Annotated in this window: 28 protein-coding genes; 18 read left to right on the top strand and 10 right to left on the bottom strand. The window is 47.1% G+C overall.

The window, feature by feature from the left end; genetic code table 11:
* Nucleotides 1-14 precede the first annotated feature (14 nt).
* From SYNPCCP_RS16805 to SYNPCCP_RS07210, 3 genes are all read right to left on the bottom strand, one after another.
* Nucleotides 15-467, bottom strand: a complete 453-nt coding sequence (locus SYNPCCP_RS16805; protein WP_010872596.1) for an HNH endonuclease — start codon at nucleotides 465-467, stop codon at nucleotides 15-17.
* Complete coding sequence (locus SYNPCCP_RS07215) at nucleotides 454-696, bottom strand: hypothetical protein (protein ID WP_010872595.1); 243 nt, start codon at nucleotides 694-696, stop codon at nucleotides 454-456. Before SYNPCCP_RS07215 ends, SYNPCCP_RS16805 begins: the two co-directional genes overlap by 14 nt.
* Before the next feature lie 104 nt (nucleotides 697-800).
* Entirely contained in the window at nucleotides 801-1,784 is a 984-nt protein-coding gene (locus SYNPCCP_RS07210; RefSeq protein WP_010872594.1) for a glutaminase, read from the bottom strand.
* A 34-nt stretch (nucleotides 1,785-1,818) separates the two neighbouring features.
* Between SYNPCCP_RS07210 and SYNPCCP_RS07205 the strand changes: the two genes are divergently transcribed.
* The 8 genes from SYNPCCP_RS07205 (at nucleotide 1,819) to SYNPCCP_RS07170 (ending at nucleotide 12,441) form a co-directional block, all read left to right on the top strand.
* Nucleotides 1,819-3,495: a M14 family metallopeptidase gene (locus SYNPCCP_RS07205; RefSeq protein ID WP_010872593.1), complete on the top strand. Its 1,677-nt coding sequence runs from the start codon at nucleotides 1,819-1,821 to the stop codon at nucleotides 3,493-3,495.
* 232 nt (nucleotides 3,496-3,727) lie between these two features.
* Nucleotides 3,728-3,958, top strand: a complete 231-nt coding sequence (locus tag SYNPCCP_RS07200) for a ribosomal protein L7/L12 (protein WP_223211362.1) — start codon at nucleotides 3,728-3,730, stop codon at nucleotides 3,956-3,958.
* A 74-nt stretch (nucleotides 3,959-4,032) separates the two neighbouring features.
* Nucleotides 4,033-5,064 carry an extracellular solute-binding protein gene (locus SYNPCCP_RS07195; protein ID WP_010872591.1) on the top strand — a complete coding sequence of 344 codons (1,032 nt, stop codon included), beginning with the start codon at nucleotides 4,033-4,035 and terminating at the stop codon, nucleotides 5,062-5,064.
* The gene (locus SYNPCCP_RS07190; RefSeq protein ID WP_010872590.1) at nucleotides 5,064-6,668 is read left to right on the top strand and encodes an iron ABC transporter permease; all 1,605 of its coding nucleotides are present in this window, start codon (nucleotides 5,064-5,066) and stop codon (nucleotides 6,666-6,668) included. The genes SYNPCCP_RS07195 and SYNPCCP_RS07190 overlap by 1 nt, the downstream gene beginning before the upstream one ends.
* Entirely contained in the window at nucleotides 6,655-7,311 is a 657-nt protein-coding gene (locus SYNPCCP_RS07185; RefSeq protein ID WP_010872589.1) for an ABC transporter ATP-binding protein, read from the top strand. The genes SYNPCCP_RS07190 and SYNPCCP_RS07185 overlap by 14 nt, the downstream gene beginning before the upstream one ends.
* Nucleotides 7,312-7,331: 20 nt before the next feature.
* Nucleotides 7,332-8,348 (top strand): two-component regulator propeller domain-containing protein, encoded by a 1,017-nt coding sequence (locus SYNPCCP_RS07180; protein WP_020861735.1) that lies wholly within the window; start codon nucleotides 7,332-7,334, stop codon nucleotides 8,346-8,348.
* A gap of 266 nt (nucleotides 8,349-8,614) precedes the next feature.
* Nucleotides 8,615-11,140 carry a hypothetical protein gene (locus SYNPCCP_RS07175; RefSeq protein ID WP_231848058.1) on the top strand — a complete coding sequence of 842 codons (2,526 nt, stop codon included), beginning with the start codon at nucleotides 8,615-8,617 and terminating at the stop codon, nucleotides 11,138-11,140.
* A 50-nt stretch (nucleotides 11,141-11,190) separates the two neighbouring features.
* Complete coding sequence (locus SYNPCCP_RS07170; RefSeq protein ID WP_010872586.1) at nucleotides 11,191-12,441, top strand: zinc ribbon domain-containing protein; 1,251 nt, start codon at nucleotides 11,191-11,193, stop codon at nucleotides 12,439-12,441.
* Here SYNPCCP_RS07170 and SYNPCCP_RS07165 read toward each other — a convergent pair.
* From SYNPCCP_RS07165 to SYNPCCP_RS07155, 3 genes are all read right to left on the bottom strand, one after another.
* The gene (locus SYNPCCP_RS07165; protein ID WP_010872585.1) at nucleotides 12,438-13,388 is read right to left on the bottom strand and encodes a DUF6861 domain-containing protein; all 951 of its coding nucleotides are present in this window, start codon (nucleotides 13,386-13,388) and stop codon (nucleotides 12,438-12,440) included. The genes SYNPCCP_RS07170 and SYNPCCP_RS07165 overlap by 4 nt on opposite strands.
* 41 nt (nucleotides 13,389-13,429) lie before the next feature.
* On the bottom strand, nucleotides 13,430-14,407 hold the full coding sequence (locus tag SYNPCCP_RS07160; protein WP_010872584.1) for a zinc ribbon domain-containing protein: 978 nt from the start codon (nucleotides 14,405-14,407) through the stop codon (nucleotides 13,430-13,432).
* A gap of 118 nt (nucleotides 14,408-14,525) precedes the next feature.
* Complete coding sequence (locus SYNPCCP_RS07155) at nucleotides 14,526-15,044, bottom strand: hypothetical protein (protein ID WP_010872583.1); 519 nt, start codon at nucleotides 15,042-15,044, stop codon at nucleotides 14,526-14,528.
* Nucleotides 15,045-15,627: 583 nt separating this feature from the next.
* Between SYNPCCP_RS07155 and SYNPCCP_RS07145 the strand changes: the two genes are divergently transcribed.
* On the top strand, nucleotides 15,628-15,816 hold the full coding sequence (locus tag SYNPCCP_RS07145; protein ID WP_010872582.1) for an NblA/ycf18 family protein: 189 nt from the start codon (nucleotides 15,628-15,630) through the stop codon (nucleotides 15,814-15,816).
* Nucleotides 15,817-15,902: 86 nt separating this feature from the next.
* Nucleotides 15,903-16,085 carry an NblA/ycf18 family protein gene (locus SYNPCCP_RS07140; protein WP_010872581.1) on the top strand — a complete coding sequence of 61 codons (183 nt, stop codon included), beginning with the start codon at nucleotides 15,903-15,905 and terminating at the stop codon, nucleotides 16,083-16,085.
* Nucleotides 16,086-16,301: 216 nt separating this feature from the next.
* Here SYNPCCP_RS07140 and SYNPCCP_RS07135 read toward each other — a convergent pair whose 3' ends face one another.
* A complete protein-coding gene (locus SYNPCCP_RS07135) occupies nucleotides 16,302-16,622 on the bottom strand; it encodes a DUF2605 domain-containing protein (RefSeq protein WP_010872580.1) in 321 nt (106 codons plus the stop codon).
* A 90-nt stretch (nucleotides 16,623-16,712) separates the two neighbouring features.
* Nucleotides 16,713-17,312, bottom strand: a complete 600-nt coding sequence (locus SYNPCCP_RS07130; RefSeq protein ID WP_010872579.1) for a hypothetical protein — start codon at nucleotides 17,310-17,312, stop codon at nucleotides 16,713-16,715.
* 73 nt (nucleotides 17,313-17,385) lie between these two features.
* Here SYNPCCP_RS07130 and galE point away from each other — a divergent pair, with 73 nt between their 5' ends.
* The gene (gene galE / locus SYNPCCP_RS07125) at nucleotides 17,386-18,402 is read left to right on the top strand and encodes a UDP-glucose 4-epimerase GalE (protein ID WP_010872578.1); all 1,017 of its coding nucleotides are present in this window, start codon (nucleotides 17,386-17,388) and stop codon (nucleotides 18,400-18,402) included.
* Between the two features lie 109 nt (nucleotides 18,403-18,511).
* On the top strand, nucleotides 18,512-19,603 hold the full coding sequence (ychF, locus tag SYNPCCP_RS07120; RefSeq protein ID WP_010872577.1) for a redox-regulated ATPase YchF: 1,092 nt from the start codon (nucleotides 18,512-18,514) through the stop codon (nucleotides 19,601-19,603).
* A gap of 55 nt (nucleotides 19,604-19,658) precedes the next feature.
* On the opposite strand, the gene ylqF is transcribed toward ychF, so the two are convergent.
* Nucleotides 19,659-20,498, bottom strand: coding sequence for a ribosome biogenesis GTPase YlqF (ylqF, locus tag SYNPCCP_RS07115; RefSeq protein ID WP_010872576.1), 840 nt, complete (start codon nucleotides 20,496-20,498; stop codon nucleotides 19,659-19,661).
* Between the two features lie 509 nt (nucleotides 20,499-21,007).
* Between ylqF and SYNPCCP_RS07110 the strand changes: the two genes are divergently transcribed.
* The 6 genes from SYNPCCP_RS07110 (at nucleotide 21,008) to coaBC (ending at nucleotide 25,482) form a co-directional block, all read left to right on the top strand.
* Entirely contained in the window at nucleotides 21,008-22,036 is a 1,029-nt protein-coding gene (locus SYNPCCP_RS07110) for a chlorophyll a/b binding light-harvesting protein (RefSeq protein WP_010872575.1), read from the top strand.
* 166 nt (nucleotides 22,037-22,202) lie between these two features.
* The gene (locus SYNPCCP_RS17220) at nucleotides 22,203-22,382 is read left to right on the top strand and encodes a hypothetical protein (RefSeq protein WP_143705308.1); all 180 of its coding nucleotides are present in this window, start codon (nucleotides 22,203-22,205) and stop codon (nucleotides 22,380-22,382) included.
* Nucleotides 22,383-22,440: 58 nt separating this feature from the next.
* Complete coding sequence (fldA, locus tag SYNPCCP_RS07105; RefSeq protein WP_010872574.1) at nucleotides 22,441-22,953, top strand: flavodoxin FldA; 513 nt, start codon at nucleotides 22,441-22,443, stop codon at nucleotides 22,951-22,953.
* Nucleotides 22,954-23,187: 234 nt separating this feature from the next.
* Complete coding sequence (locus SYNPCCP_RS07100; protein WP_010872573.1) at nucleotides 23,188-23,943, top strand: alpha/beta hydrolase; 756 nt, start codon at nucleotides 23,188-23,190, stop codon at nucleotides 23,941-23,943.
* 66 nt (nucleotides 23,944-24,009) lie between these two features.
* A complete protein-coding gene (locus tag SYNPCCP_RS07095) occupies nucleotides 24,010-24,261 on the top strand; it encodes a DUF2555 domain-containing protein (RefSeq protein ID WP_010872572.1) in 252 nt (83 codons plus the stop codon).
* A 12-nt stretch (nucleotides 24,262-24,273) separates the two neighbouring features.
* A complete protein-coding gene (gene coaBC / locus SYNPCCP_RS07090; protein ID WP_010872571.1) occupies nucleotides 24,274-25,482 on the top strand; it encodes a bifunctional phosphopantothenoylcysteine decarboxylase/phosphopantothenate--cysteine ligase CoaBC in 1,209 nt (402 codons plus the stop codon).
* Between the two features lie 119 nt (nucleotides 25,483-25,601).
* Here coaBC and SYNPCCP_RS07085 read toward each other — a convergent pair whose 3' ends face one another.
* Nucleotides 25,602-26,387, bottom strand: coding sequence for an IS5 family transposase (locus SYNPCCP_RS07085; RefSeq protein WP_010872570.1), 786 nt, complete (start codon nucleotides 26,385-26,387; stop codon nucleotides 25,602-25,604).
* Between the last annotated feature and the right edge of the window lie 49 nt (nucleotides 26,388-26,436).

Genomic DNA, 26,436 nt, shown 5'->3' with positions numbered 1-26,436 from the left:
ATCACCGAATTGATTCAATTTTTGCAAGGATCATCTATGGGGGGATGCAGTCCCGTTTTCAACCAAAATCGTCGTGTTTCCTGGATAGAATCTTCCTCTGGATAACGGGTATCATTTAAATCAAGTCGGATACACGTCGCACGACCGGTTGTCGTGGTTCCTTGTATTATTATCCCTCTATTTGTCCAAATGAAATGTTCTGCCCAATTCTGTTGGCGGGGGTTAAAAATGGCAACAATAGTCTTAGTTTGTGGATCTATACTGGCGACAAAGTTGTAGCGCCTCTCGTTACAACGACGACAAGCAAGGGCAAGGTTATTAAATGCGTCAGAACCACCTAAAGATTTCGGAATTACATGATCAATGGTGAATCTGTTTGCACTCAATCGTTCTGGGGAATGACAATATTCACAGATATATCTTGCCCGTTGCCGAATAGCTTGTTTGAGATCTTCACTGATTGGCATCTTGGGCTGCTAGCATTGCGTTAATGTGTGTAAAAATACGGTCTAATTCACCAATAGCATCCAATTCAGCAATTTCTTCGATGGTAATTTTGTCGGATTTTTTCTTTTGTAAAAGATCTTCCATTCGTAATTGTAAGGATTCATTAAACTTGAATAAATTCCAGCTACCGACCTTTTCTAGATGAATTTCATGAACTAGAGAAGATGGTTTGCTAAAAGTTGTAACCATTTAAAACCTCACGAGCATTTGTTTGGCAAATTATTATTGTTTTAATTAGCCAAATTATAACGTTTCCAATATCAAACAAGGCTAAATCAGACATGACTGTTTCTTTAATTTCTAGAGGTGAACTCTGCCAAAAACTCTAATAGTGCCAGGGGAGCCACAGGGTTTCCTTCTTCATTCAAAGGCGGACTATAGCAGGCAAAAATGGTCGGTGACGGGGCCGGCAAACAAGCCAAAATTAGGCCACTGACCCCCGATTTGCAAATAAAGCCGGTGCGCCGAAAAAACGCTTCTGACATTTCATACAGTCCTGCTTTGGCCATGGTGGCTTTGACCCTGGCAGTGGTGTCCGGTTGTAACGGCGGCTGGGGACATTGCAACATTAGGCCTAGCTTGAATAAATCCTTGAGGCAACCACTCAAACAACAAAGTTGGTTATAGGTTTCTAGAGCCAGGGTCGCATCTTCCACATAACCTTTTGCTGCCAACAAATGGGCGATCGCCAGATTGCGGGGATTGGGTAGGGAATGGACTGAAGCCAATAGTTCCTGATCAAGCCAGAGTTGACATTGGGCGGTGTGGTTTAACCAAGTGAGAAAATTTTCACACCGTTGCTCTATCGTTGCCCCCGGAATATGACCCGCTAGGCAGATGGCGCCACTGTTGACCATGGTGTTGCGGGGATAACCCCCATCCTGCTCCAATTGCTCCACGGAATTAAAAGGTAAATGGGAAGGGCGATCGCCAACTTTTTGCTCGGCCCACTGCCAACCCCGGTGATGGAGTATGTAAAGCCACAGAAAGGGTTTGACCACACTCATCAAACTAAACGTTAAGTCTGTATCTCCTGCTTCGTAAATAATGCCGTTTTGGTCGCCAATGTCTAGGGCAAAATTACCTGGATCGACCAAGCTCAACTGAGGAATGTATTGGGGTAACTTACCGTTGAGGGCCTGAAGACGGGCAGCTTCTACCCATGTTTGCCATTGTTTGGTTGTAATGGCTCTGTAATTGGCGATCGCCATGGCATTAGGTTTAGGTATAGATTGATGATGTACGACTTTGGGATCTGAGTTTACGCCAATCCCCATCGTTATTCACCCTTTGTGATTCGTTGCGTCCTCCATGACCGTTTCTCCCTTTGATTTCAGTCACTATTTCACCTACCAGGAAATAGACCAGTTTTTACAACAACTACAAACTAGCTATGGTTCCCTGCTAACGGTGCAAACCATTGGCCAAAGCTATGCCGGCCGGGACATTTGGGTGGCGATCGCCACCAATCAAGCTACGGGGGATTATCGCAATAAACCTGGTTACTGGATCGATGCCAACACCCACGCTGGGGAAGTAACAGGATCGGCCGTGGCCTTGTATTGCCTGCATCAACTGATGACCAAGTATGGGGAAGATGCCCAAATTACCCATTTACTCGACCACTACACCGTTTACGTCCTGCCCCGGCTAGCCATGGATGGAGCGGAGAAATATTTAACCACCCCCTACCTATTGCGCTCCAGTGTGCGACCCTATCCCTACCCCGAAGAAAGAGATGGTCTTTACCCTGAGGATGTCAACGGTGACGGTTTAATTTTACAAATGCGCCTTCTCGATCCCTGCGGTGCCTGGAAAATTTCTGATCAAGATCCCAGGGTAATGATCGGGCGATCGCCAGAGGAATTTGGTGGTGAATATTACACTTTGTTGCCAGAGGGTCTGGTCCGTAACTATGACGGCTACGAATTTGACCTCGCCCCCACCCAGGAAGGACTAGATTTTAACCGCAACTATCCCCACCAATGGGCCCCAGAAGGACAACAACAGGGTGCCGGAGATTTCCCCTTTTCTGAACCGGAAACCAGAGCAGAGGCAGAATTTTGGCAACAGCATCGCAATATTAACGGTTTTATTAGCTACCACACCTATTCAGCGGTGATTCTGCGCCCCTACGCTTCCCAAGCAGATGAAAATTTACCCGTAGAAGACCTAGAGGTGTACAAAATTCTTGGGCAAAAAGGCAAAGAATTGACTGGTTACAATTGCATTTCCGCTTACCACGATTTTCGCTACCATCCCAAGGAAGTCATCTACGGGGTGATGGATGATTATGCCTATGACCACTACGGTTGGTTTGGTTTTACAGTGGAACTTTGGGACGCTCCCACTGCGGCCGGCATTGAAAAAGAAGATTTAATTGAATGGTTCCGTTGGCATCCCCCAGAAGACGATTACAAACTGATGCAATGGAATGACCAAGCGTTGAGCGGCGAGGGTTTTGTCCATTGGCAACCCTTTGACCATCCCCAACTAGGCAAGGTGGAAATTGGCGGTTGGAGTTTTAAAACCATGTGGCAAAATGCTCCAGCTCAGTTTTTACCCGAACTCTGTGAGCAACAGTTTCGCTTTGCCATTACCCATGCCCTCATGGCTCCCCGTTTGGCAGTGGCTAAAGCCGAAATTACTGCCCAAGGAGAAAATATTTACCAAATCACAGTGCAATGGGAAAATCAGGGTTTCTTGCCCACCTACACCAGTCAAAAAGCCCTAGAAAGGAAGGCGGTGCGCCCCATTCAAGTTACTTTGAAAAAAACAGATAGCGTCACTTTAATCACCGGCAAAATTCACCAGGAATTACCTCACTTGGAAGGGCGTTCCAACAAAGCGAAATCTTCCTTAGCCAATGGCATTGATTATCGCCGTCACTTGATTTGGGTAATTAGGGGTAACCCCGGAGAAAAGTTAACCATTACTGCCCAGGCTGAGCGGGCTGGCACGGTTAAAGTAGAATTGACTTTACCCTAGATCTTGTTTGGAAAGCTGTGTTTTGGAGTTGAAATTCCCTCTGCCCTCATTCACAAGGGGAAAATAATTGAAAAATCACTCTTTTTAAGAGAGGTTTAGGGAGATAAATCGTTTGATTTTGAGTTTTCCAACAAACTCCTAGAACGTGAGCAATAGCACATTTTTTAACTAACTTAATAAACAAAAAAAAGAAATGGGCATGACTATAATTTTGATATTGGTAGCGTTAGTAGTGATATTTCTACTAGTAATTTTCCTTCAGACAGGAACACCCACTGCTCCTCGAGATATTACCTATACCAAGGAAATTATTCAGCAATTATCTGCCAGTGAAAAAGAACAAATCATGGTACTGCTAAGGCAAGGCAAGAAAATTGAAGCGATCAAAGTCTGCCGTTCCCTAACTGGTTGTGGGCTAAAAGAAGCTAAAGACACAGTAAAAAAGCTGCTGGAAACTTTCTGATTCTCATCAAATACCCATCACTCTAGGCTTATCTACTTAACCTAGCAGAACCGTTAAAGGAAATTGTTTTGATTATGCTTTTATCAACGAGGAAACAATGGCTACTCACTCTAATTTCTTTACTGGCGATCGCCGTTAATGGCTGTGATCGAACATCTCCTCGGGAAGTAGTGGTCTACGTCTCCGTTGATCGCATTTATGCGGAACCAATTTTAGAAAAGTTTTCTCAGGCAACTGGCATCAAGGTATTGCCGGTTTATGACGTGGAAGCAACTAAAACCACAGGGCTGGCCAATCGTCTGTTACTGGAAAAAAATCGTCCCCAGGCGGATGTCTTTTGGAGTGGGGAGTTTGTGCAAACCCTAATGCTTAAACAACAAAATGTACTTGTGCCCTATACCTCCGCCAGTGGTGAACAGTTGCCAGCCCAATATCGAGATCCCCAAGGTTATTGGTACGGAGTTGGGGGACGAGCGAGGATTTTACTGGCTAACACCGAAAAGCTAGCGGAAAATCAATATCCCCAATCATTAACCGATCTGGTGTCCCTGGCCACTGGAGGCCAACCTGTGGGCATTGCTTATCCCATTTTTGGTACCTCCGCAACCCATGCCGCGGCTCTCTATGCCCATTGGGGAAATGCCCAGGCCGAGCAATTTTATCGTTCTCTCCAGGAAAAGGGAGTGGGGGTGGTGGACGGTAATTCGGTGGTTAGGGATTTGGTTGTTAACGGTCAATTGGCGATCGGGCTGACGGATACCGATGATGCTTGTAGCGCAGTGGCCAAGGGAGAACCAGTGGAGATAATTTTCCCCGATCAAGGGCCAGGACAAATGGGAGCCTTTGTGTTGACTGGCTCTGTGGCATTAATTGCCAACGCTCCCCACCCGGAAGCGGGCCAAGCTCTGGTGGATTTTTTAATCGCTCCCAGTACGGAAGCTGAATTAATTCAACTTGGGGGGAGTCAGTTACCCCTCCATTCCAGTTCTCCAGTTTCCACCTGCCTGGAAAATTTCGTGGTCAAACCGATGGCAGTCAATCCTACCCAGGTATTTGAACAGTTGGAGACTTCTAAGCGTGATTTACAAACTATTTTTGTGCGCTGATGCGATCGCCAACTAGCTTTGGGGGGTACTGGGAAAAATTGGGGTTGGTGGTTTCGGCCCTGGTTATTTTTAGCCCACTGTTGGCCCTGGTCATTGGGGCTTTCATGGGCATAATGGCAGGTCACCTGGATTGGTTGGCGCTAGCATTACCCTGGGGGCGACGGGGACATCTGCTTTGGCAAAGCGTTAAATTGGCCGCAGTCGTGGCGATCGCCGGCACCGTAGTGGGGGCTATGATTGCTTGTTTAGGTTGGCAATACCAGGCCGTCAGACGTTGGCGCTGGTGTCTATTGCCCTTATTATTCATACCGCCCTATATCCATGCCTTGGCCTGGTCTAAGTTAGGGACAGTATTGGGAAAAACTCTAACCCTGGTGGGTATTAATGGGGATATTCTGCCCCCTTGGTGGGGGGGTGCTGGCATTGAATTAATGGCTTGGTTACCTCTGGCGGTGGGTCTGACCCTGATTGGTTTTCTAGCTGTCCCCTTAGACACCATAGAAGCCGCTCGGTTACTAGCCCAGGATGAACAGGTTTTGCAGAAAGTGGTGCTGCCCTTAGCCATGCCTAGTTTTTGGGCCAGTGGTGCATTGCTATTTTTATTGAGCCTCACTGACTACAGCATCCCCTCCCTGTTTGGCGTCAGTTCCTACGCCCTGGAAATTTTTGCTGAATACAGCGCCAGCAACGAACCAATACGGGCTTTTTTCCTTGCCATTCCCCTGCTCCTAATATCTGCCCTAGGAATTATTTCTCTCCAAACTCCCCTACAACAAACTCTACAAAAACGCATCCAATGCCCAGCTTGGCAAATTCCCTGGCAATGGCCCCGGTGGTTACTGGCCTTCCAGGCGATCGCCATGGGTTTAGGCCTGTTCCAGATCATTGTCCCCGTCGGCAGTTTGGCGTTGATCAATTTCCAAGAGGGAGGATATCCCCTCAGCATCCTGGAGTCAGCCTTACCAGAAGCGGGGGTCACCCTCGGATTAGCCAGTTCAACAGCCATTCTTTCCCTGCCTTTGGCCCTGGTCATCAATGTCTCATTACAAAGGGAAAGTCCTTGGCAATGGTTTGTGTGGACACTACTCATTGGTGCCCTAGTTTTACCTGCGCCCCTGGTGGGGGTAGGCTTAATTGCCCTGGGGTATGCCCCTTGGGGTAATCCTTTTTACGGCGGCCTGGCCATGCCTATCCTTGCCCACCTAGCCCGCTTTACCCCCATGGCCGCCCTGATACTTTTTGCCCAACAACGACAATTAGACCCTGGCCTCTGGGACAGTACTTTTTTAGTGCCCGGGCCCCGTTGGCGTATTTGGCTTTATCTGCGTTTTCCCCTTTTACTTCCTGGTCTGTTGGCTGCTGCTGGGGTCGTCTTTGCCTTCAGTGCGGGGGAGTTGGGAGCAACATTGATTGTTATTCCTCCCGGCTATTCCACCTTGACCCTGCGGATTTATAACTATCTACACTACGGTGCTTCCGGGGAAGTGGCCCTTCTTTGTTTGTTCATGGTGGGGGGAGCGGCCATTGTCGGGGGATTCCTATCCATCGTTCTGCTGATGGGTTCATCTTTGCTGAGCCGGGGGAAAAAGTATGATCAGAGTTGAACAGGTGAGCAAAACCTATGGTTCCGTGGCGGTGTTACGGCAACTATGTCTAACTATTCCTCCAGGGGGAAAAACTGCCATTCTTGGCCGTTCCGGTAGCGGTAAAACCACCCTCCTGCGACTGATTGCTGGTCTCGATCGCCTGGATGGAGGAGAAATTTACCTTGGCGATCGCCAGGTTAGTTGTCCCCAGCATTATCTACCGCCCCACCAAAGGGGTATTGGTTTTGTTTTTCAATCTCCGGCTCTCTGGCCCCATCTCACTGTCCAGCAAAACATCGCTTTTGGCCTCGCCCACCTTAGCAAAACAGAGCAACAAGAACGCATTGAGCCATTGTTAGCACGATTAGCTATTGCCCCCCTGATAGATCGCTATCCCCACCAACTATCGGGAGGAGAAGCTAAACGGGTAGCCTTTGCCCGTACCCTAGCTCCCCGGCCGCCTTTTTTACTGTTGGATGAACCCCTTTCCAACCTTGATCAAGGTTTAAAAGAAGAGCTACTAACCTATCTTCAGGATTACTTAGACTTCACCCAGGCTTGTACCCTCTACGTCACCCATGATTTAGCTGAAGCCCAATTTCTAACCTCGGATATTCAGCTTCTCCGGGACGGTCAATTAGTCCCCCATTCCAATCCCTGAGCCCAGGAGGCTTTGTGAAAATGAAACCATGGCGTTTTCTGTTGCTATTGGGCATTTTTGTGATCCTCTCTGTGGAGTTATTGGGTTTAATGCGGCGCAATTTCCAATCCAAAAGACGCCCTGGTTGGCAAATAATTCGTCCCCCCCACGAAGTGTCAGCTCTGGTTTTACAGAATCAAATACTTTGGTCTGGGGGAAAAGATGGCGTGGTGGGTATTGATATCCAAAAGCGAGAAATTGTTAAAACCATCACCTGCGATCCCCCGGTTAATTTTGTCCAGGCTTTAGTTCTTGATCGACAAAACTGGCTCTGGATTGCCCATAACAAAGGACTGAGCTATTACGACGGTCAACGTTGCCAAGCTTATCAATCGGATGATTCCCGCTTCCGTGAACCCATCAATACCCTCTATCTCGATCGCCAGGGGCAGTTGTGGATTGGCACTTGGCAGGGGGCGGCGGTGAAAGAAAAAGCGGGATGGCGTTGGTTAGGAATGGCTGATGGTTTACCAGATTTAATGATTAATCTCATTGCCCAAGACTCTCAGGGGGGGATGTGGTTCGGTTCCTCTGTGGCTCCCCGGGGTGGCCTCAATTATTGTCTTAAGAAAACCTGTCAAAAATTCTCTACCAGCAATGGACTGCCCCATAATAATATTACGAGCCTCTGGATCAAGGACAGCAATAAGGTTTGGGTCGGAACTGGTTTCTTTGACCGAGGCGGAGCGGCCCAACTGGAAGCCAATAACTCTGGCTGGGTAGTCCGAAAAACCTTAACAGCGGCAAACGGATTGGCCGGGGCCAAAGTACGCTCCATTTACCAAGACCGCCAAGGGGTGCTTTGGCTCGGCTCAGAAAATGACGGCCTAGCTCGTTTAGCAGGAGAAAACTGGTTAACCCTGACGGAAGCAGATGGGTTAGCCAACCAAGAGGTAAAAGTCATGCTGGAAGATCAGGCGGGCAACTTTTGGATTGGTACCAAGGACGGCGTTAACTATATTCCTGCTGAACAACTGCTGAAATTAGGAGACAAGTAACCATGGACTTTGTCGAAGCCGAGCAAATGTATTATGATTGGTGTCAGCAGTTGCATGAGCGTCATATTTCAGCAACAGAATTTACTGCTTGGTTAGACCGTCTTCGGGTGCAGGATGCCCAGGGGAACTGGTGGCACATTGAACATCCCGGTGGTATGTGGCTCTGTTGGAATGGCCAAGCTTGGGAACGCAAGAATCCACCTAAAGAAGCAACCGATTCACCGCCAGGAACAGCATTAACCCAACAAATGAAAGAACCCCAAAACTTGGGACAACTCCTCGGCTGGCTCGCCGGTTCGGTACTCAAAGGAATTCCCAAGCAAATAGTTTTAGGAATTTTTCTCATTGTTATTGTTTGGCTGCTTCATCTTTTTCTACTCGTTGTCGTCAATGACGGGTTTAATCTCACTGGTACCAATCCCTGGTTCGATTCCGTTTTAGTATTAGGCGGTGAGGTGATTGCAGGTAGTTTATTCTGGATTTTCACGGGAATACTATTGTCCCAATTAATACACGGTACCCTGGGGCAATATCTTAAAGCGATCACGTCTTTCCCTGCTACAGTCGTCAGTTTTTGCCAACAGAGTAGCCAGTTCAAAGCTCCTATTCTATGGTTGGGCTTTTCCGGGGCGTTGGTATTTGCTTTGTTGTTTGGCAATCTTCTGGTCAGTCTCCAGATTCTGTTATTTACCCTAGTGGCACTCCAGGAATCCACTCACTTTCTCCGCTTAGTGCTCAAACTTAGTTGGCAAGATGCCCAAAAACTGATCCGCAAGGGTAAATCTCTCCACCCTCTGACCTCTGACCAGTGCCAACAACTTCTCTCTGGTATGGCTGTGGGTTTTGGCCTAGCGGCTCTCCTTCTCTGGCTGGCTCCCTCCCTACTGCGACTATTCTTCATCGCGGCGATCGCCGTTACGTTGTGGCAATTCTTTAGCGGAAAGCGGTCAACAACTTCTGCTCTCTCCCTATTTATTATCTTCACTGCGGGGAGTTTGACATTAGGGCAAATGGAACCGGTCTGGGCCGATGACGGCGGTTGGGCTGAATGTGGTCAGAGCCTGCAAACTTGGATTCAATGTGGAGGAACTGACCAAGCTATTTTAAATAGTGGTTTAGCTGGTTTGGCAATTTGGCTCGGATGGATTTTAGGGGGTTTACAAATTCCCTCAGCTTCCATGGCAAGCTCTGGTGTTATTTCCACCACTCCTGGTGCAACAACGTTTCCCCAAGACATTGAATATACCTATCCCGATGGACGGCACACCACCCTTGTCTATGATCCCGAAAAGGGAGGCTACATCAACATCCTCACCGGAGGATTAATTGACCCAAATGAAATCAATGCTTGGCATCAAAATAATCTGAGCACCCATCAGCAAACTGAAGATTGGCGTCGCCGCAACGAATACCTAGAAACAACGGGCCAAGATGCTCAAAGTCAAGCATTGCAGGCGATTAAAGCTGACTATGAAGAACGACAACACCTACTCAATAGAATCAGCCAGATGGAAAAGGATATATTCGAAGGAAAAATGGGATTAGGAGATTTGATGAATCCTGGACAACCAGGAGACGTTATGGCACAACTATCTCGATTAGGAGAGCAAATTGCCTCTGGTGATCCAATTGATAGGCAAAAATTACAGGCTTTGGGAAAACTTTATTCAGATAAAATTTCTGGTCGAATACTCACTGCCAATCAAATACCACAACCTGATATTTGGTTTGACTCTACAGTTGATGCGGCGATGGAAACAACAAAACAGCTTGCCACTGTTAGGGGAGAAGACGGACAATTTTCTTGGTTAAGACTGGCCGGTAGAATTGGCGCTGCTTACTTAACAGGTGGAGCTTCAGAAGCTATTTTGATTCCAACTCAGGCAATTATTAGCTCCAAAGAATATGTGGCTCAAGGAGGAGACAGCATCATAGAAGGAAGTCGTAGAGCAATGGAAACCGCCGCCACATCATTGTATATGGGGGAAATTTTGAATCGAACCATAAGAGCTATAAAACCAATTATTTCTGGTAAGCTGGCTCATCCTCCTCAACAAGCTCCCACTAAACCAACAATCACGCCCCAGCGAACTCCGGCTAAATCAATAATCACGCCCAAGCAAACCCCTACTAAAACAGCAACTACGCCCCAGCGAACTCCAGCTAAATCAACGCCTCCCCCTCAGCAAACCCCTACTAAAACAGCAACCACGCCCCAGCAAACTCCAGCTAAATCAACGCCTCCCCCTCAGCAAACCCCTACTAAAACAGCAACTACGCCCCAGCAAACTAACTCAACTATTCCGAAATATCAAATTCGGCAGAATGTAGTCAATAAAATTCTCAATGAAACAGAAAATTTGAGTCCTGAGCAACGTTTAGAGATTGCTAGCAATTTAAAAAAAGCAAACAAAATAACTGAGGCTGAATACAATGCAATCAAGAACAAAGTTAAACCACAGTTAGAAGGCAGACCAGTTGAAGGTCAAGGTGGTCATGATGATGTTGCTATGACTTCAATGGAGGAGCTTAGTCGTAAAGAGCAAATAAATGTTTGTAAGTACCGACCCAATGGTAACCATGCTGAAATTAACTTTAATGAGGCAGGAGCTTGGGACAAAATTGGCAAAAAAGAAACTTTGTTCACCTACCCTAAAAATAAATCTCCAAATGATATTGTTGCGCAAGATATTGTTATTTATTCGGCAGGAGATAAAATCTTAAAACCAGAACAAATTGCAGCAATGAAAAATAGAATACTTGTTGATCTTCAAGCTGGGCGATTGACTTGAGCTCTTTGTTGTTTTTACGGATTTAACCTATTTATTGGGAGCTATAAATTATGATTGATTTTATTAAAAAAAAAGAATCATTACTTATACCAAGAAAATCTATAAATCTTTTAATATCACATTTTCGTCTACCTTTAAGTATCCTTGGCAAGGTATTTGTAGAGACTGAAGAAAATATAAATCAAGACGACACAAGTGTTGATCAGTGGATCAATTCTTCATCCCCATTAGATCAAGAAATCATCAACTGGATTTCTTTTCTTGCCAATCCATTGTTATTAGCTGATATTCGCATTTATTACCATCAGATAAGTCAACTGCGGACTTGGGCATTGACAGGAAAAATTGAGGATGATGCCCCTTGGTTATTTATTGCCCCAGTCAATGACGGCCAAGATTACAAAATTCAACCCGTTGAGGGGCGTGATGTTCTCGTTAACTCACTCTTCGCTTATATTGAGCCTGGATCACCCATATGGGAGACGGATGTTTCGTTTCAGTGTACTCTCACTGAGTTTTCTGTATTGGTTGCTTTAGTTGATATATATAGTCGTATTCAGTACGCTTCATTGATCCTGCATCAACCAGTTCCCTTGTCAATTTCAATTGAGGATTTACTGCAGGCTTATGACAACGTAACAGAGTATGAAGATCAGCGCTATTTATTTTGGTCAATTATTCATTTCCTTCCTCAAGAACTACAAACAATTGACCAAAGCACTTTTTTAAATACAATCAAAAGATTGACTCAACGTCAATTAATTGAAAGTGATGGCGACAAAATAGCTTGGACAGAAAGTGGGCTATTTCTCATTTCATCTTTACATCGACGTCTTTGTATACTGGCCATCGATCTTCTTGGGTATAATGAAACAAATCTACTTGGTAGGCAAGGGGCTTTGTTAATTCGTGCCGAAAACTCATTATGGTTTTTTGATATTGATCCTTCTCCCAATGGTTTAGTCTCTGTAGTCAGTATTAGCCTTGATAAAGCCTATGAGCTTTTAGATGAGATTTTTACTCCTGTAGGAAAACCACAAATAGATTCTTATTCTCAATCATTAGGAACACAGACTACATCTTCATCTCTCGAGCCTTTGCCTGGAGCCTCAACCCCCAACTATTGCCAAGCTTGTCATCAATCTTTACAGGAAGGAGATAAATTCTGTACCCATTGCGGTACGTCCGTTGCGGTAATGGAACCGCCAAAACCCCAAATCTGTCCCCAATGTGGCCATACTCCTACCGCCGGAGCGAAGTTCTGTGGCAATTGTGGCTTTGTTTTGGGGGTCAAATCCTAATCTTCCCCGGAGATGAATTGCTGCAATTGCGGTAAAACTGCTTTAACGGTTGCTAACATACGATGGGGGACTAAAATGTTGCCGTCAAAACTAGCTGTGATGCTACCCCGGGGGGCGAAGGTTTCGATACGCAACCAGGTCAGAGCACCTTCATCTAGGGTAATCCCTTCAAGGCGATCGCCAATGGTATCAGCTCGAAAATATTGACGGTTATAATAAATTTCCCCTGGAGCTAGCACCACCCAAACAGGCAAATCGGTTCGATACAATTCCCGGTTGGTAGATTGGTTCAAACCAGTGGCTATGGGAACCAATATTTTGCCAAAAATGTATCCGGCCATGGCACCGATCGCCGCCCCTGGCACGGCCCCCACAAAGCCTTCCACAGAACCAAGGACAGTACCGAGCAAAGTTCCCACCCCAGCAAAAAAGGGGACTGCACAGCCGGCCATTTCTTGCATATCCTCGGCGGATTCACTGAATTGAGCCTGTCGAAGCTGTTGCCATTCATCGGGGCTATAACGCCAAAGGATCAATGGCCGCTCACTAAGGATAAATTCCCTCGCCTGGGATACATTGCCCCAAAGCTGTCCAAGAAAAATTAGCAATGTGAATAAAAATAGCAGAAAAACCAGTAGGGCCGCATAGGGCCAATCGTTGGCATCAATGGCCATGCCGAAGATAAAAAGTCCCAGGGGCAGAACCGTCAGCAATCCAAGCACAGGAATTGCGCCCCAAAAAGGATGATTGGTCAAACTGGGTAAATCTTGCCCATTGCCAGAGAAGACCATTTGCTCTGGGGCTGGGGCTTGCACTGTTTGAGCCTGAAAAAGATCCATCGATGGCAAGGATGAATTAAACCGAGTACCGCAAAAGGAACAATAGCGATTTGCGGCATCATTTTCTTGTCCGCAAACGGGACAGATTGGTGACATATTTTTGGGCATGCTCTCTCTCCTTACTTTCGGCTCCTAACCCTAAGCTTCCCCTAGGGAATACTTTGAGTCACCTCCCCGGTTTGGCGATCGACGTTATACCAACCAAACGTAGCTGTATGACCCGGTTCTCCAGGGTTATTAACAGATTCATAAGCCCGAATTAGGTATTGTTGCGGGGTGGTTTCCACAATTTCTAGAAGAGTCTGATTCTGTGGGGCTTCCTGTTGAACTCTCTGCATCCAATCCGCAATCTCCGGCCAAGCAATCAAAAGCTCTAAGGCTTGCCGTTCCGTTAAAACATTTTCATCTATGTTAAGGGAATTATCCCTTGAGTTAGATGGACTATCCAAATCATCAATTCCTTTTACCCTCTGCCCCACTCCCACTTGTAGTTCACTGTTGGGGGGAAGAACAGTAACAATAATCTGGTCTTTATTCTGATTTAGTTCCACTGTTATCGGGATAGTTACACCGTCTTCAACTACACTGCCCTCTAGTTTTCGGCCATTGAGTGTAGGGAATTCCACGCGATCGCCTTCAGCCTCAACAACAATGACATTTCCTTCCAAGCTCATGGTAAAAATAGCTTCCCCGCCTTCCCCCGGCGCCCCTTCCATGACCATCCAGACGCCAACAAAATCTTCTAAACTTACGGCATTGGCATCAACGGGAGCCACCGTCGGAGTAGGGGAAGTAACAACGGGGGAACTGGTATTGGTGGGCAAAATTTTTACTAGCCATTGATTCCATTGGGGCAGATTGAACGCTCCCAACCACCAAAGTCCCCCTAATACAACGACAGAACTAAATAACAGGAAAAAAGGAATCCAAGGAGTTACCCCTCTTTTATGGGATGGAACTTCATCGACATTAAAGGTGGGAGGGGGAGGAGGCAATGGGGACAATGGTGGTCCAGAAAAGGAAGGTGGCTCCGACGTCAAGGCAACGGGACATCCACAGGATTCACAGAAACGAACCTGGGGGCTAAGGCGGTTGCCACAATTAGTACAAAAAACGGGAGTAGTCATAGGTGAAAACCCCGACTATAGAATTAGAAAAATTTAACTTTTTATCCGAATTTTATTCGTCCATGTTCCCCAAATAACTATCAAAATAATTGGAAAAATTAAATTATTTGGTCGTTGGTCACCGCTCCCTAAAGACCTGGCCATTGTAAAGACAGCGAATGTGAATTTGCGGTTTGGTTTGCATATTCCAAATGCAATTTTCTTCCGCTTGTTGGAACGTATAACCTTGGGCGTCGGCGCCAGACACTAATTCCCCATCAAAATATAGTTCATACCCAGGAGAGTTACTAGGAGGGCGATCACCGAAGACCTGGCCATTGTAGAGACAGCGGATATGCATTTGCGGTTTAGTTTGCATATTCCAAGTACAATTTTCTTTCGCTTGTTGGGATGTATAACCCTGGGCGTCGGGGCCAGACACTAATTCCCCATCAAAATATAATTGATAGCCCTGAGCACCAGAAGAATCTGGGGAAGAACCGCAGGTAAGATCAAGTTTGCGGCAATTTCCCGCCTGATCGCATTCCCACTGGGGACAAATCTCCTGATCTTCATCAAAGGGAGAAGACCAAACAACATTGGGCACGAGAGTTAGTAAGGCAGTGGCAATTAATAGAGGCTTATGGTTGATTCGCATTGTTTTGCTCCTGAAATTTTCGGCAAATACAAATACTTCGCTCTTCTAGCCCTATTAACCATTTTAACGACAAATTGATGGGGCAACGATTAACAAATAATGAATAAATTTTATGTTTTTCAAGATGAAAATTTGAAAATTTGATTTCCTTATATTTCTACTATAGAAGACTAATACAATTAGATCTAAAATTTGCAAGTATAAAAATCAGCAAATAGTTATATTGTTAATAATTCAATGACCCAATAACTCGTACTGTTATCTACGTGGTGAAAGCCAAAAAGACGAACAGTTTAGCCTCCTCCTCCTCGGCGATCGCCAAGCGAAATGTCATGGGAGATGTTCAGATTGAGCATTTTTTTCTAAAAGCCCTTGCTAAAACAAACCACATGTGCAGGGTGTCCCCGATGTTGACTAAATTCAGCGGACTTAAAACCTATTTTTTCCCTGGGTTGCTAGGTTTGCCCCCCGTTTTGGGCAAGCTTGTATAAGCAGATACTGTTAATTGGGTCAACTTTTTGTTACATTTATTTACAATTGATTGTTTACAATTGAAAGGTAGTCGCCTTGGAGGGCAACAGCTATGAAACCTGAATCCTTCGATCTCACCATTGAACAAATGTTTGAGTTCCGTCGCATGCAGGATGCCACCGCCAACATCAGCCAGGAGCAAGCCCTGGAACTTTTGGTCCAAGCCTCTCGACTGTTGATGATTAAATCCAACGTCATCCGGGACTTAATGCGCCAGGCTCCCCTGGAGCCCCTAGGTTAAGCACAGGCAGGCAAAAAAATTAGCTTGCTGTCTTAGCCATTAGTTACAATTTTTGACCGCCCCATTTTTTCAGGAGTGCGATCGCCATGATCAACAACGAAGCCTTTAACCTATCCTTAGAGCAGAAATTTCAACTGCAGTGTTTGCAACAGGAATATCAAGAACTAGACCGGGAGCAGACCGTTAACTATTTACTAGAAACCATGCAACAAATCATGGTGCGGGATAACCTGATCCGGGATTTGATGAAAAATTCACTCCTCCCCTAGCACAACTCTAGGTTTAGGCATCAAGCAAGGCTCTAACGGAAACCTTCGACAAAATTAAACGATCTGACCACCTTGCTTGACCGGCCAGAGAGCATCTTAATCATTGACGATGACTGTCAACAATTATCGAAAATCAACAACCCCTACTCCTCACAGTTGATTGTATGTTGTTACCCACTGTCATTCGTTTTTATTGCTTTCCTCTCTCTTTCCTTTCTAGCGGGCAGCCTGCATCTGGCGATGGCGCTGGGCTACCTGCCAACATTCCGTCACCAAATTGTGCCAGGGGACCAGGACACTAAACTCAACCCCCACCTGTTCCCCGGTGGCTTGGAACATTAATTTAGTACACTTTACTTCATCCCGTGCCTGTCGTACCCGGTCCAGTAACTCTTGTTGTTGCTCTGGGGTGAAAAAGACTAAACGCTGGCTTTCTAGTAGCTGGCAGGAGCGGCTAAACCAGTGCTCAAAATCTCCCAACAGGGGCTCTAAGATAGTTTTGAGCAGTTCTTTTTCGTCTGGTTGGGGATTGATCATGGTAGTGAAACTAGTCTTAGTCAAATGTTAAATAAAGTTTTCTGAGAATATTCTTTACATTTGTTTATATTTTAACCGGAATTGTTCAGATTATGCCAGGGGAGGGCTACTCCAAAGCAATAGGACGATCGCCAACTGACTGCCCCAAAGTAAGAAGGTAAATAGGAGTAGTAATAAATACATCCAGGGTTGGGAAAGGGGGCGCACATCCTGGGTGTCAATGCCCGTATGGTCGCTCACCAGTTGAGTTAGCCGATTAAAGCCCGCCACCCGCATGGGTAGCAGATAGGCCCTATCTTTCGACTCTGTGAGGAAATAGTAAACCAAGCCCCCCTGGCCTGTGGTGCGACATTTCAATGCGGTGACATCTGCCCAAGATAATTGCCAACCGGACCGAAAAAATTTGGGTACCCAGCGGGGATAACGCACCGCAATTCCCTCTCCATTCAGCACCACCTGTTCCGCCAAGGCAGCTACTAAAGCAACTAAGCCTCCCATCAGTCCAACGGTTAACAATAGGGTAAGTAATGCATTTCCTTGGGTGAGTTGGGCCAAAATGGGCAGGGGAACTGTCAGAGCTAGGTAGAGATTGACCAGGGTGATTTTAATCAGGGGAGAAAGGGGAAATACGTCCCGGCGGTCATTAACAAGGGCATTAGAGGGGGATGGTTGGGAAAAAGTAGATGGCATAAAAAGCTAAGGTCAAGCAAGGTTAAGAATGGTATGCTCTAGGCGAGGCAACAGCTTGGGTTAATAGTCGACAATGGCCACGCAACAAACAATTTTGGTCACCGGAGGGGCGGGTTACATCGGCTCCCATGGGGTGCTTGCCCTACAACAGGCGGGCTTTGACGTCCTTATCTACGATAACCTCAGCTACGGTCACAAGGAACTAGTGCAACCCCTGGGGGTGGAATTGGTAGTCGGCCATACTGGCGATCGCCAAAAACTAGACCAACTTTTTGCCACTAGGAATATTGCTGCTGTCATGCATTTTGCCGCCTTCATCGCCGTGGGAGAATCGGTGCAAAAGCCGGACATTTATTACCAAAACAACGTAGTGGGTACTCTCACCCTCCTGGAAGCCATGCTAGCGGCGGGCATTAAGAAATTTGTCTTTTCCTCCACCTGTGCGGTCTATGGCATGCCGAAGGAAATTCCCATGACGGAAAGCCATCCCATTGATCCCCTCAGTCCCTATGCCGCCAGCAAACGCATGGTGGAACAAATTTTGGCTGACTTTGACCAAGCTTACGGCTTCAAATCAGTTATTTTTCGCTACTTTAATGCTTCCGGCGCAGACCCCCAAGGACGCTTAGGAGAAGACCATAACCCCGAAACCCATCTAATTCCCCTGGCCCTGTTGACAGCTTTGAAACAACGTCCCCAACTTTCCGTTTTTGGTACTGATTATGACACCCTCGACGGCACCGCCTTACGGGATTACATCCATGTCTGTGACCTGGCGATCGCCCATGTATTAGGCTTGCAATACCTGCTAGAAGGAGGGGAAAGCAATATCTTTAACCTCGGTAATGGCAACGGCTTTTCCGTGCGTCAAGTAATTGAAGTTGCCAAAGCGGTGACGGGATTAGATATTCCCTATCAGCTATGTCCCCGCCGTCCCGGTGATGCCCCCATCCTGGTCGGTAGTAGTGCTAAAGCGCGGGAAATCCTTGGCTGGAATCCCCAGTACCCTGACTTACATACCATCATTGACCATGCCTGGCAGTGGCACCAAAGGCGCCATGGAGATTACAAAAAAAGCAATAAAATTTGAAGAGTTTGAAAACCGCAGGATAAAGCCAGTGTGATGTGGTGCCCACCTGATTTTGGTACGATGGGAGACTGTTTTGCCCCCCTAATCATCCTCAAAATAGTTAGACATTATGCTTAGAGCTGGAATTGTTGGTCTGCCCAATGTGGGAAAATCTACCCTCTTTAACGCCCTGGTGGCCAATGCCAAGGCTGAAGCGGCCAACTTTCCCTTCTGCACCATTGAACCCAATGTGGGGGTGGTGTCTGTGCCGGACGATCGCCTAGGGAAATTGGCGGAGATTTCCCAATCGGTCAAGGTAGTGCCCACCCGGATGGAATTTGTCGATATTGCCGGTTTGGTGGCAGGGGCCAGCAAAGGGGAAGGCCTGGGAAACCAATTCTTGGCCAATATCCGGGAAGTGGATGCCATTGTCCATGTGGTGCGCTGTTTTGATGACGATGACATTATCCATGTGTCAGGTTCTGTCGACCCGGTGCGGGATGTGGAAGTAATTGATTTGGAGTTGGTGCTGGCGGATTTAGCCCAGGTGGAAAAACGTTTAGAACGCAGTCGCAAGCAAGCCCGGGGCAATAAGGATTTGTTGGAAGAAGTGGCCATTTTGGAAAGATTGGTCGCCGCCCTCAATGAGGGTATTCCAGCCCGACGGGTAGGATTAACAGCCGAAGAACAGGAATTAATCAAGTCCCTGGGTTTACTGACCCTTAAACCGATTATCTATGCCACCAATGTCACAGAGGATGATTTGGCCGGGGGCAATGATTGGGTGGAACAGGTCAAGGCGATCGCCGCTAAGGATGAAGCCAAAGTGGTGGTGATTTCGGCCCAGGTGGAATCGGAACTGGTTGAATTACCGGAGGAGGAGCGGCAGGACTTTTTGGCTAGCTTAGGCGTGACGGAAGGGGGATTGAAATCCCTTATTCGAGCTACCTATGAATTACTGGGGCTACGCACTTACCTGACCACGGGCCCCCAGGAAACCCGAGCCTGGACCATCATCAGCGGCATGAAAGCTCCCCAAGCGGCCGGGGTAATTCACACCGATTTTGAACGGGGTTTTATCCGAGCGGAAACCGTGGCCTATGAAGATTTAATTAGCTGTGGCAGTATGCAGGGAGCCAAGGAAAAGGGATTAGTCCGCAGTGAAGGCAAAGAATATGTGGTACAGGAGGGGGATGTGCTGCTCTTCCGCTTCAACGTTTAAAGTAGTGAAGGTTATCCGAGGAAAACATTAATCCTATCCCTAGGCCGATTCTGGTCTAAACCTCTGGGGGCAATTCCAATGGCAGGGGGCCCAGTAGTCCTTTGCGGAAATCGTTCAGCAATTGTACTGCGGCCCTTTCCCGATCGCCGTTATGACGGGCATCAGCTAGGGCGATTAAATATAAATCCCCATTCATAGCTTCCGGCGGCACTTGGTAACGTTGCGTCAACGCCTCCCCCAGGGATAAATCTAGCAACAGATCCACCATGGCGATCGCCACCGCCTGATTTTCGTAGGCCGCCTCACCAATATCTTCACAAATGGCCAGCTTGAGGGCATTGGCCTGATTTTCCAGCTTGAGGGGAATGACCCCAGGGGAATCAAGCAATTCCAAACTGTCGGAAATGCGAATCCACCGTAACTGTCTGGTCACCCCCGCCCGTCGGGCACTCTCTACCACCTTACGCCCTAAAAGTCGGTTAATTAATGCAGATTTACCTACGTTAGGGAAGCCCATCACCACTGCTCGCACTGGCCGTGGTTGCATACCCCGTCGTTGCCTTCTTTCATTAACCGCCTTACCAGCTTGCTGGGCCGCTTTACTAATGGCCTTAACCCCGGTGCCCTGCTTGGCATTGGCGTAATACACCGTTTGATTTTGCTGGCGGAACCACGTTAACCACTGCTCTTGCAACTCCGGCGTGATCATGTCCACCCGGTTGAGAATGATTAATTTGGGCTTTTCTCCCACCCAGAGGGGCACATCGGGATGCTGGGACGCTAGTGGAATGCGGGCATCAATTACTTCCAGCACCACGTCAACTTTGTTTAACTGCTCCCGGAGTTGTCTTTCCGCTTTGGCAATGTGCCCGGGATACCATTGGATTAAAGCCATGAGTTGTTCACTTTTTTACTGACGAGGGCTTCCGGAGGCCACGCTCCCACCCATAACAGCTTGCCACATCCCCGTCGGAAGTTACGTTACCCTTGGGCGATCGCCAAAAATCAGCATATATACACCAATTCTAAATAAGATCTTTTACACCGCTACTGCAATCAACCTCATCAACAAAATTCCCCTCTAGCATCCCTGGAGGCAAATCCTCACCTGGCCATGGGTTCAACCCTGCTTAACATTTCTTAATAATTTTAGTTGCTATAAATTCTCATTTATGCCCCTATAATAATTCGGGAGTAAGTGCTAAAGATTCTCAACTGCTCCATCAGTGGTTTGAGCTTAGTCCTAGGGAAAGATTGGCGATCGCCGTTGTGGTTAAGCCAGAATAGGTCTCGGGTGGACAGAGAACGCTTTATTCTTTGCCTCCATGGCGGCATCCCACCTAGGTTTCTCGGCACTTATTGCCATAATTTATTATTTGTCGTCTCAATTAAGGAGGCAATTCTGTGCAAACCTATGGCAACGACACCGTTCAGTACGAATGGTGGGCCGGCAATGCCCGTTTCGCTGATCAGTCTGGGCTTTTTATTGCGGCCCATGTGGCCCAGGCGGCTTTAACAGCATTTTGGGCCGGAGCCTTTACCCTGTTTGAAATTTCCCGATTTGATCCCACCCAGGCCATGGGAGACCAGGGATTAATTCTACTGCCCCATTTGGCTACCCTCGGTTGGGGTGTGGGCGATGGCGGACAAATTGTGGATACCTATCCCTACTTTGTCATTGGTAGTATTCACCTGATTGCTTCAGCGGTACTGGGGGCTGGGGCTTTGTTTCATACCCTGCGGGCCCCCGCTGACCTCAGTACCCTTAAGGGCCAGGGCAAAAAATTCCATTTCACGTGGGAAAACCCCCAGCAACTAGGGATAATTTTGGGTCATCATCTCCTGTTCCTGGGGGCCGGAGCTCTACTGTTGGCAGGCAAAGCCATGTATTGGGGGGGATTGTACGACGCCACCACCCAAACGGTGCGCCTAGTCAGTCAGCCAACATTAGATCCTTTGGTTATTTATGGTTATCAAACCCATTTTGCCAGCATCAGTAGCCTAGAAGATCTGGTGGGGGGACATATTTTTGTCGGTTTTCTGCTCATCGGTGGAGGCATTTGGCACATTCTGGTGCCCCCTCTGGGTTGGGCTAAAAAAGTTCTGCTCTTTTCCGGGGAAGCCATTTTGTCCTATTCCCTGGGGGGCATTGCCCTAGCTGGATTTGTGGCGGCCTATTTCTGTGCAGTCAACACCCTGGCCTATCCGCCAGAATTTTACGGCCCGCCTTTGGCAATTAAATTGGGCATTTTTCCCTATTTTGCCGATACGGTGGAACTGCCCATGCATGCCCACACCAGCCGGGCTTGGTTAGCCAACGCTCACTTCTTCCTGGCCTTTTTCTTCCTCCAAGGCCACCTCTGGCACGCACTGCGGGCTTTGGGTTTTGACTTCAAACGGGTCGAACAAGCGTTTGATTCCTTGCAAACCTAGTCATTAGCCATCAGCTTTTCCTCTCTTAAGCAAGCATCGGGGTTTACTTTGCCTAGCTCTGCCAGCCTGAAATTAAGACTCCATTGCTAAGTAACGGTAAACCTCTTTTCTTTTTATTACCTTGCCTAAGTTAATGAATTTTCACTCTCCCATTGCCTAAAAAATTATGGATCATCCTCACACTTGTTTGTGCTGTTGCCATTGTCTTTTGCGGCATTTACACCAAGGAAATTTAGTTTGGTATTGCTGTCAGTGTCGCCAGATGCAGGCGATCGCCAACGATGGCATCAGTCCCCTTTCCTTCAACACTTCGGAACTACTAAACCAAGCCCTACTTAACGGTTAAGGGTTTCCCAAAATTATTTCCACGAAAACAAATTAAGCTTAGTAACTTTCCAGTAATCATGACAAAAATTGGACTTTTTTACGGTACTCAAACCGGCAACACTGAAACCATTGCTGAACTGATTCAAAAAGAAATGGGCGGCGATAGTGTGGTCGATATGATGGATATATCCCAGGCTGATGTTGATGATTTTAGGCAATATAGTTGCCTGATTATCGGTTGTCCCACCTGGAATGTGGGGGAACTCCAGAGTGATTGGGAAGGCTTTTATGACCAATTAGACGAAATTGATTTTAATGGCAAAAAAGTAGCCTATTTTGGTGCTGGCGATCAGGTTGGTTATGCAGATAATTTTCAAGACGCCATGGGCATTTTAGAAGAAAAAATCAGTGGATTAGGCGGTAAAACAGTGGGGTTTTGGCCCACCGCTGGCTATGATTTTGACGAATCAAAAGCGGTGAAAAATGGGAAATTTGTTGGTTTAGCTTTGGACGAAGATAATCAGCCAGAGTTAACAGAATTAAGAGTAAAGACATGGGTAAGTGAAATTAAACCAATTTTGCAATCCTAGGTAACCTAAGCTTTTGCCGGCTGATCACTACCAAGATCCCAATAGTTCATTGACACTGGCAATAATTAATGTTGCTTGAACTTATCTTGAAAATCTGATCTTTTGTCAGGGTTGTTTCTAGCTCTGCCCGGTTTTGATCAACCTGCAAATAATGCTGACTCGAATAATTTACTTGCTACTCCTCACTTCATTTAATTTTTTGTCTAAGAATCTCCCCCCAGCCGGACTCCTACCATGACAAACCAGAATATGCCCCCGGAAACACCTATCATTTGGCTTAATTTTAGTCCTGCTCTGCGGCGTTTTGATCGTCCTCTACTACGACAATTAGGCAAAAGTCAGGCTATTTTGCAATGGGATTATCATCAAACTGCTGACGAACCCAATTGTCTAACAGTGGGATTAGATTTAATCGGAGAATACCTGGAAAATTTTCACCAACCTGTCCATTTAATTGGTCATAGCACCAGTGGATTGTTAGCTTTATTGTACGCCCGACAATGTCCCGAAAAAGTCCGTTCCCTCTCCCTACTCTCCGTTGGTGTATATCCTGCCCTCGACTGGCAAGCCCATTATTACAGCCAATTTGATGCCATGCGTTACAGCCGTCATTTGCTCCTTGGTCAAATGGCCCACCATCTATTTAATTGTCGTTCCCTACGTCAAACCCAAACCATTGTTAATATTTTGGAAAATGATCTATTAACTTCCATTTCTCCCCATAGTTTGTATAAGCAATTAATTATTTTGCCCAACCACATTGCTGTGCCCCTCTTGGTGGCGGTGGGAGAAACAGATGGCATCATTGACACCAGTTTATTTAATGGTTGGCAACGCTGGAAAAAGCCTGGCGATCGCCTTTGGTTATGTCCTGAAGGAAAATACTTTTTTCAGTTTGAGCATCCAGAGATAACCGCATTTCAACTACAACAATTTTGGCGATCGCTCCAAGGGCAGGAAGCCTCTTCTTCCACTTCTTTGCTGGCTTAGGTTGGCCCAGTTTAGCCCCGGTTTGCTCTATTCTCTTGGTTGCAACCAACGCAGAGACTATAAAATGTGAGTTGCCGACGGTTGTCAACTTCAGGAGTATTGTCCATGTCCGTCCAAAACCTGAGCAAACAAGATGTAGCTGCACTCACTGCCGAGGATGTGGCCCAATTGGCCCAACGGCTGGAAAACGATGATTACACCGATGCTTTTGAAGGGCTGAGGGATTGGCATCTCCTACGGGCGATCGCCTTTCAGCGGGAAGACTTGGCGGAACCCTATCTTTACCTGCTGGATAATGAGACCTATGACGAAGCTTAAATTTAATCGCCCATGGTAAAGGGGAAACGCATCCTAATCGGGGTGGGTGGCGGCATTGCGGCCTATAAAATCTGTGAGGTGGTGTCCCAACTATTCCAGCAAGGGGCGGAGGTGCGGGTAATCCTCACTGCCGAAGCCGAAAAATTTGTTACTCCCTTGACCTTTACCACCCTGGCTCGCCATCCCGCTTACGGCGACGCAGATTTTTGGCAGCCCATACATCACCGTCCCCTCCATATTGACCTGGGGGAATGGGCGGATATTTTCCTGATTGCTCCCCTCACGGCCCACACTTTGGCGAAACTAGGCCATGGTTTTGCCGATGATCTACTCAGCAATACGGTGTTAGCCTCCAGTTGTCCGATCCTTTTAGCCCCCGCCATGAATACGGATATGTGGGAGCAGGAAGCGGTGCAAAGGAATTTACAACAATTGCTGGGCGATCGCCGTTATCATCTGTTAGCCCCCAATGGGGGACTGTTGGCCTGTGACCGGCGGGGAGTGGGGCGTTTGGCGGAACCGGCGCAAATTATGCATCGACTGCAAGCACTGCTGTTCACCGGAGGTCAGGAAGATTTACGGGGTAAAAGGATTCTTATCACCGCTGGGGGCACCCAGGAATATCTCGATGCAGTGCGGTTTATTGGTAATCCGTCCACCGGAAAAATGGGTTTAGCTCTGGCCCAGTCGGCCGGCGATCGGGGGGCAAGGGTGACTCTCATCCATGGCCCCATAGGGGATTTGCCCATACCCATGGGAGTAATCAGTATGGCGGTGGTCAACGCCGAGCAAATGGAGCAAGCCTTGGCCCAACAAGCTCCCTTGGCGGATTGGATTGTGATGGCCGCCGCTGTGGCCGATGTTAAACCGGCTCAAACATGGACAGGCAAAATAGCTAAACAGGATTTACCCGACAGTTTGCCGTTGGCTCCGGTACCGGATTTAATTGCCCAGGTGAGCAAACAAAAACGGCCCCATCAATTGCTAGTAGGTTTTGCTGCCCAAGCGGGAGATATTGTTACCCCAGCCAAAGAAAAGTTGCAGAGGAAAAATCTAGATGTAATTGTTGCCAATCCCATTGATCAGCCCCAATCAGGCTTTGGCACCGACAGTAATCAAGCGGTAATTATTGACCGCCACGGTTCCCAAACGGCGATCGCCCCTTGTTCAAAGCTGGCCATGGCCCACCGCATTTGGCAATATCTGTTGGAACGGATTTGAAAAGCCCCCCTGACCCCCCAAATTTGGGGGGAAACACAGTCAAAGTCCCCCAGTATTGAGGGATTTAGGGGGCAAAATAAGACTTTGCAAACAGGCTCTTAGAAAGTGTTTGAAAAGTTTTAAGCAAGCCTTTGAAGGATGAGATGAACCATGGCACCATAGAGCATGGTCTCACTGGTGGTAGGTAAATATTCATAATCCTTGCTTAAACGACGATAACGACCAAACCAAGCAAAAGTGCGCTCGACTACCCAACGGCGGGGTAGGACTTCAAAGCCTTTTTGTCCCTGCTTTTTGCTGACCACATTCAAGGTCCAACCAAAAGTATGCTCCACCCAGAAAATAAAATCCTTTCCGCCAAAGGTGCTGTCAGTCCATATAACTTGCAGGCACTGCCAAAGGGGAGCAAACCAGGTAGCAAGTAGAATCAGACCCTGATGGTCAGAGCGATGAGCGCTGTGAACCACAACATCGAGAAGTAATCCCATGGTATCCACGAGGATTGTGCGTTTACGACCATTGACCTTTTTTCCGCCGTCATAGCCAGTTTCTTGGCCAGTTCCAGCCTTTTTAAGTGACTGTGAATCTAAACAACCGGCACTAGGGTGAGTATTTCTTCCAGCTTTGAGCCGAACTTTCTCACGGAAGATACGGTTTAATTTTTTCCAGGTACCATCTTCGTGCCATTGCTGGAAATAACCATAGACCGTTCGCCATTTAGGAAAATCATGGGGCAGAAGTCGCCAGGCACACCCCGTTCTGAGCATGTAAAAAATAGCATTGAGTATCTCCCGCAGACTAGTTTTCCGTTTTCTTCCCCCAGTTTTTGCTTTGGGTAAATGGGGTTCTACCAATTGCCACTGGCTATCTGTGATGTCCGTGCTGTAAAATTCTCGAATTATCATTAATTATGGTGAAAATTTTATTCTTTTCACCATTTTCCATTCTTCACCC

This window comes from Synechocystis sp. PCC 6803 substr. PCC-P, from assembly GCF_000284455.1.
In the GTDB taxonomy this organism is placed as follows: Bacteria; Cyanobacteriota; Cyanobacteriia; order Cyanobacteriales; family Microcystaceae; genus Synechocystis.
This window is presented reverse-complemented; position numbering and strand designations above follow the sequence as displayed.

Coding starts and splice junctions, on each gene's coding strand:
- SYNPCCP_RS16805 (WP_010872596.1), bottom strand. CDS start 467: ATGCCAATCAGTGAAGATCTCAAACAAGCTATTCGGCAACGGGCAAGA.
- SYNPCCP_RS07215 (WP_010872595.1), bottom strand. CDS start 696: ATGGTTACAACTTTTAGCAAACCATCTTCTCTAGTTCATGAAATTCAT.
- SYNPCCP_RS07210 (WP_010872594.1), bottom strand. CDS start 1,784: ATGGGGATTGGCGTAAACTCAGATCCCAAAGTCGTACATCATCAATCT.
- SYNPCCP_RS07205 (WP_010872593.1), top strand. CDS start 1,819: ATGACCGTTTCTCCCTTTGATTTCAGTCACTATTTCACCTACCAGGAA.
- SYNPCCP_RS07195 (WP_010872591.1), top strand. CDS start 4,033: ATGCTTTTATCAACGAGGAAACAATGGCTACTCACTCTAATTTCTTTA.
- SYNPCCP_RS07190 (WP_010872590.1), top strand. CDS start 5,064: ATGCGATCGCCAACTAGCTTTGGGGGGTACTGGGAAAAATTGGGGTTG.
- SYNPCCP_RS07185 (WP_010872589.1), top strand. CDS start 6,655: ATGATCAGAGTTGAACAGGTGAGCAAAACCTATGGTTCCGTGGCGGTG.
- SYNPCCP_RS07180 (WP_020861735.1), top strand. CDS start 7,332: ATGAAACCATGGCGTTTTCTGTTGCTATTGGGCATTTTTGTGATCCTC.
- SYNPCCP_RS07170 (WP_010872586.1), top strand. CDS start 11,191: ATGATTGATTTTATTAAAAAAAAAGAATCATTACTTATACCAAGAAAA.
- SYNPCCP_RS07165 (WP_010872585.1), bottom strand. CDS start 13,388: ATGCCCAAAAATATGTCACCAATCTGTCCCGTTTGCGGACAAGAAAAT.
- SYNPCCP_RS07160 (WP_010872584.1), bottom strand. CDS start 14,407: ATGACTACTCCCGTTTTTTGTACTAATTGTGGCAACCGCCTTAGCCCC.
- SYNPCCP_RS07155 (WP_010872583.1), bottom strand. CDS start 15,044: ATGCGAATCAACCATAAGCCTCTATTAATTGCCACTGCCTTACTAACT.
- SYNPCCP_RS07145 (WP_010872582.1), top strand. CDS start 15,628: ATGAAACCTGAATCCTTCGATCTCACCATTGAACAAATGTTTGAGTTC.
- SYNPCCP_RS07140 (WP_010872581.1), top strand. CDS start 15,903: ATGATCAACAACGAAGCCTTTAACCTATCCTTAGAGCAGAAATTTCAA.
- SYNPCCP_RS07135 (WP_010872580.1), bottom strand. CDS start 16,622: ATGATCAATCCCCAACCAGACGAAAAAGAACTGCTCAAAACTATCTTA.
- SYNPCCP_RS07130 (WP_010872579.1), bottom strand. CDS start 17,312: ATGCCATCTACTTTTTCCCAACCATCCCCCTCTAATGCCCTTGTTAAT.
- galE (WP_010872578.1), top strand. CDS start 17,386: ATGGCCACGCAACAAACAATTTTGGTCACCGGAGGGGCGGGTTACATC.
- ychF (WP_010872577.1), top strand. CDS start 18,512: ATGCTTAGAGCTGGAATTGTTGGTCTGCCCAATGTGGGAAAATCTACC.
- ylqF (WP_010872576.1), bottom strand. CDS start 20,498: ATGGCTTTAATCCAATGGTATCCCGGGCACATTGCCAAAGCGGAAAGA.
- SYNPCCP_RS17220 (WP_143705308.1), top strand. CDS start 22,203: ATGGATCATCCTCACACTTGTTTGTGCTGTTGCCATTGTCTTTTGCGG.
- fldA (WP_010872574.1), top strand. CDS start 22,441: ATGACAAAAATTGGACTTTTTTACGGTACTCAAACCGGCAACACTGAA.
- SYNPCCP_RS07100 (WP_010872573.1), top strand. CDS start 23,188: ATGACAAACCAGAATATGCCCCCGGAAACACCTATCATTTGGCTTAAT.
- coaBC (WP_010872571.1), top strand. CDS start 24,274: ATGGTAAAGGGGAAACGCATCCTAATCGGGGTGGGTGGCGGCATTGCG.
- SYNPCCP_RS07085 (WP_010872570.1), bottom strand. CDS start 26,387: ATGATAATTCGAGAATTTTACAGCACGGACATCACAGATAGCCAGTGG.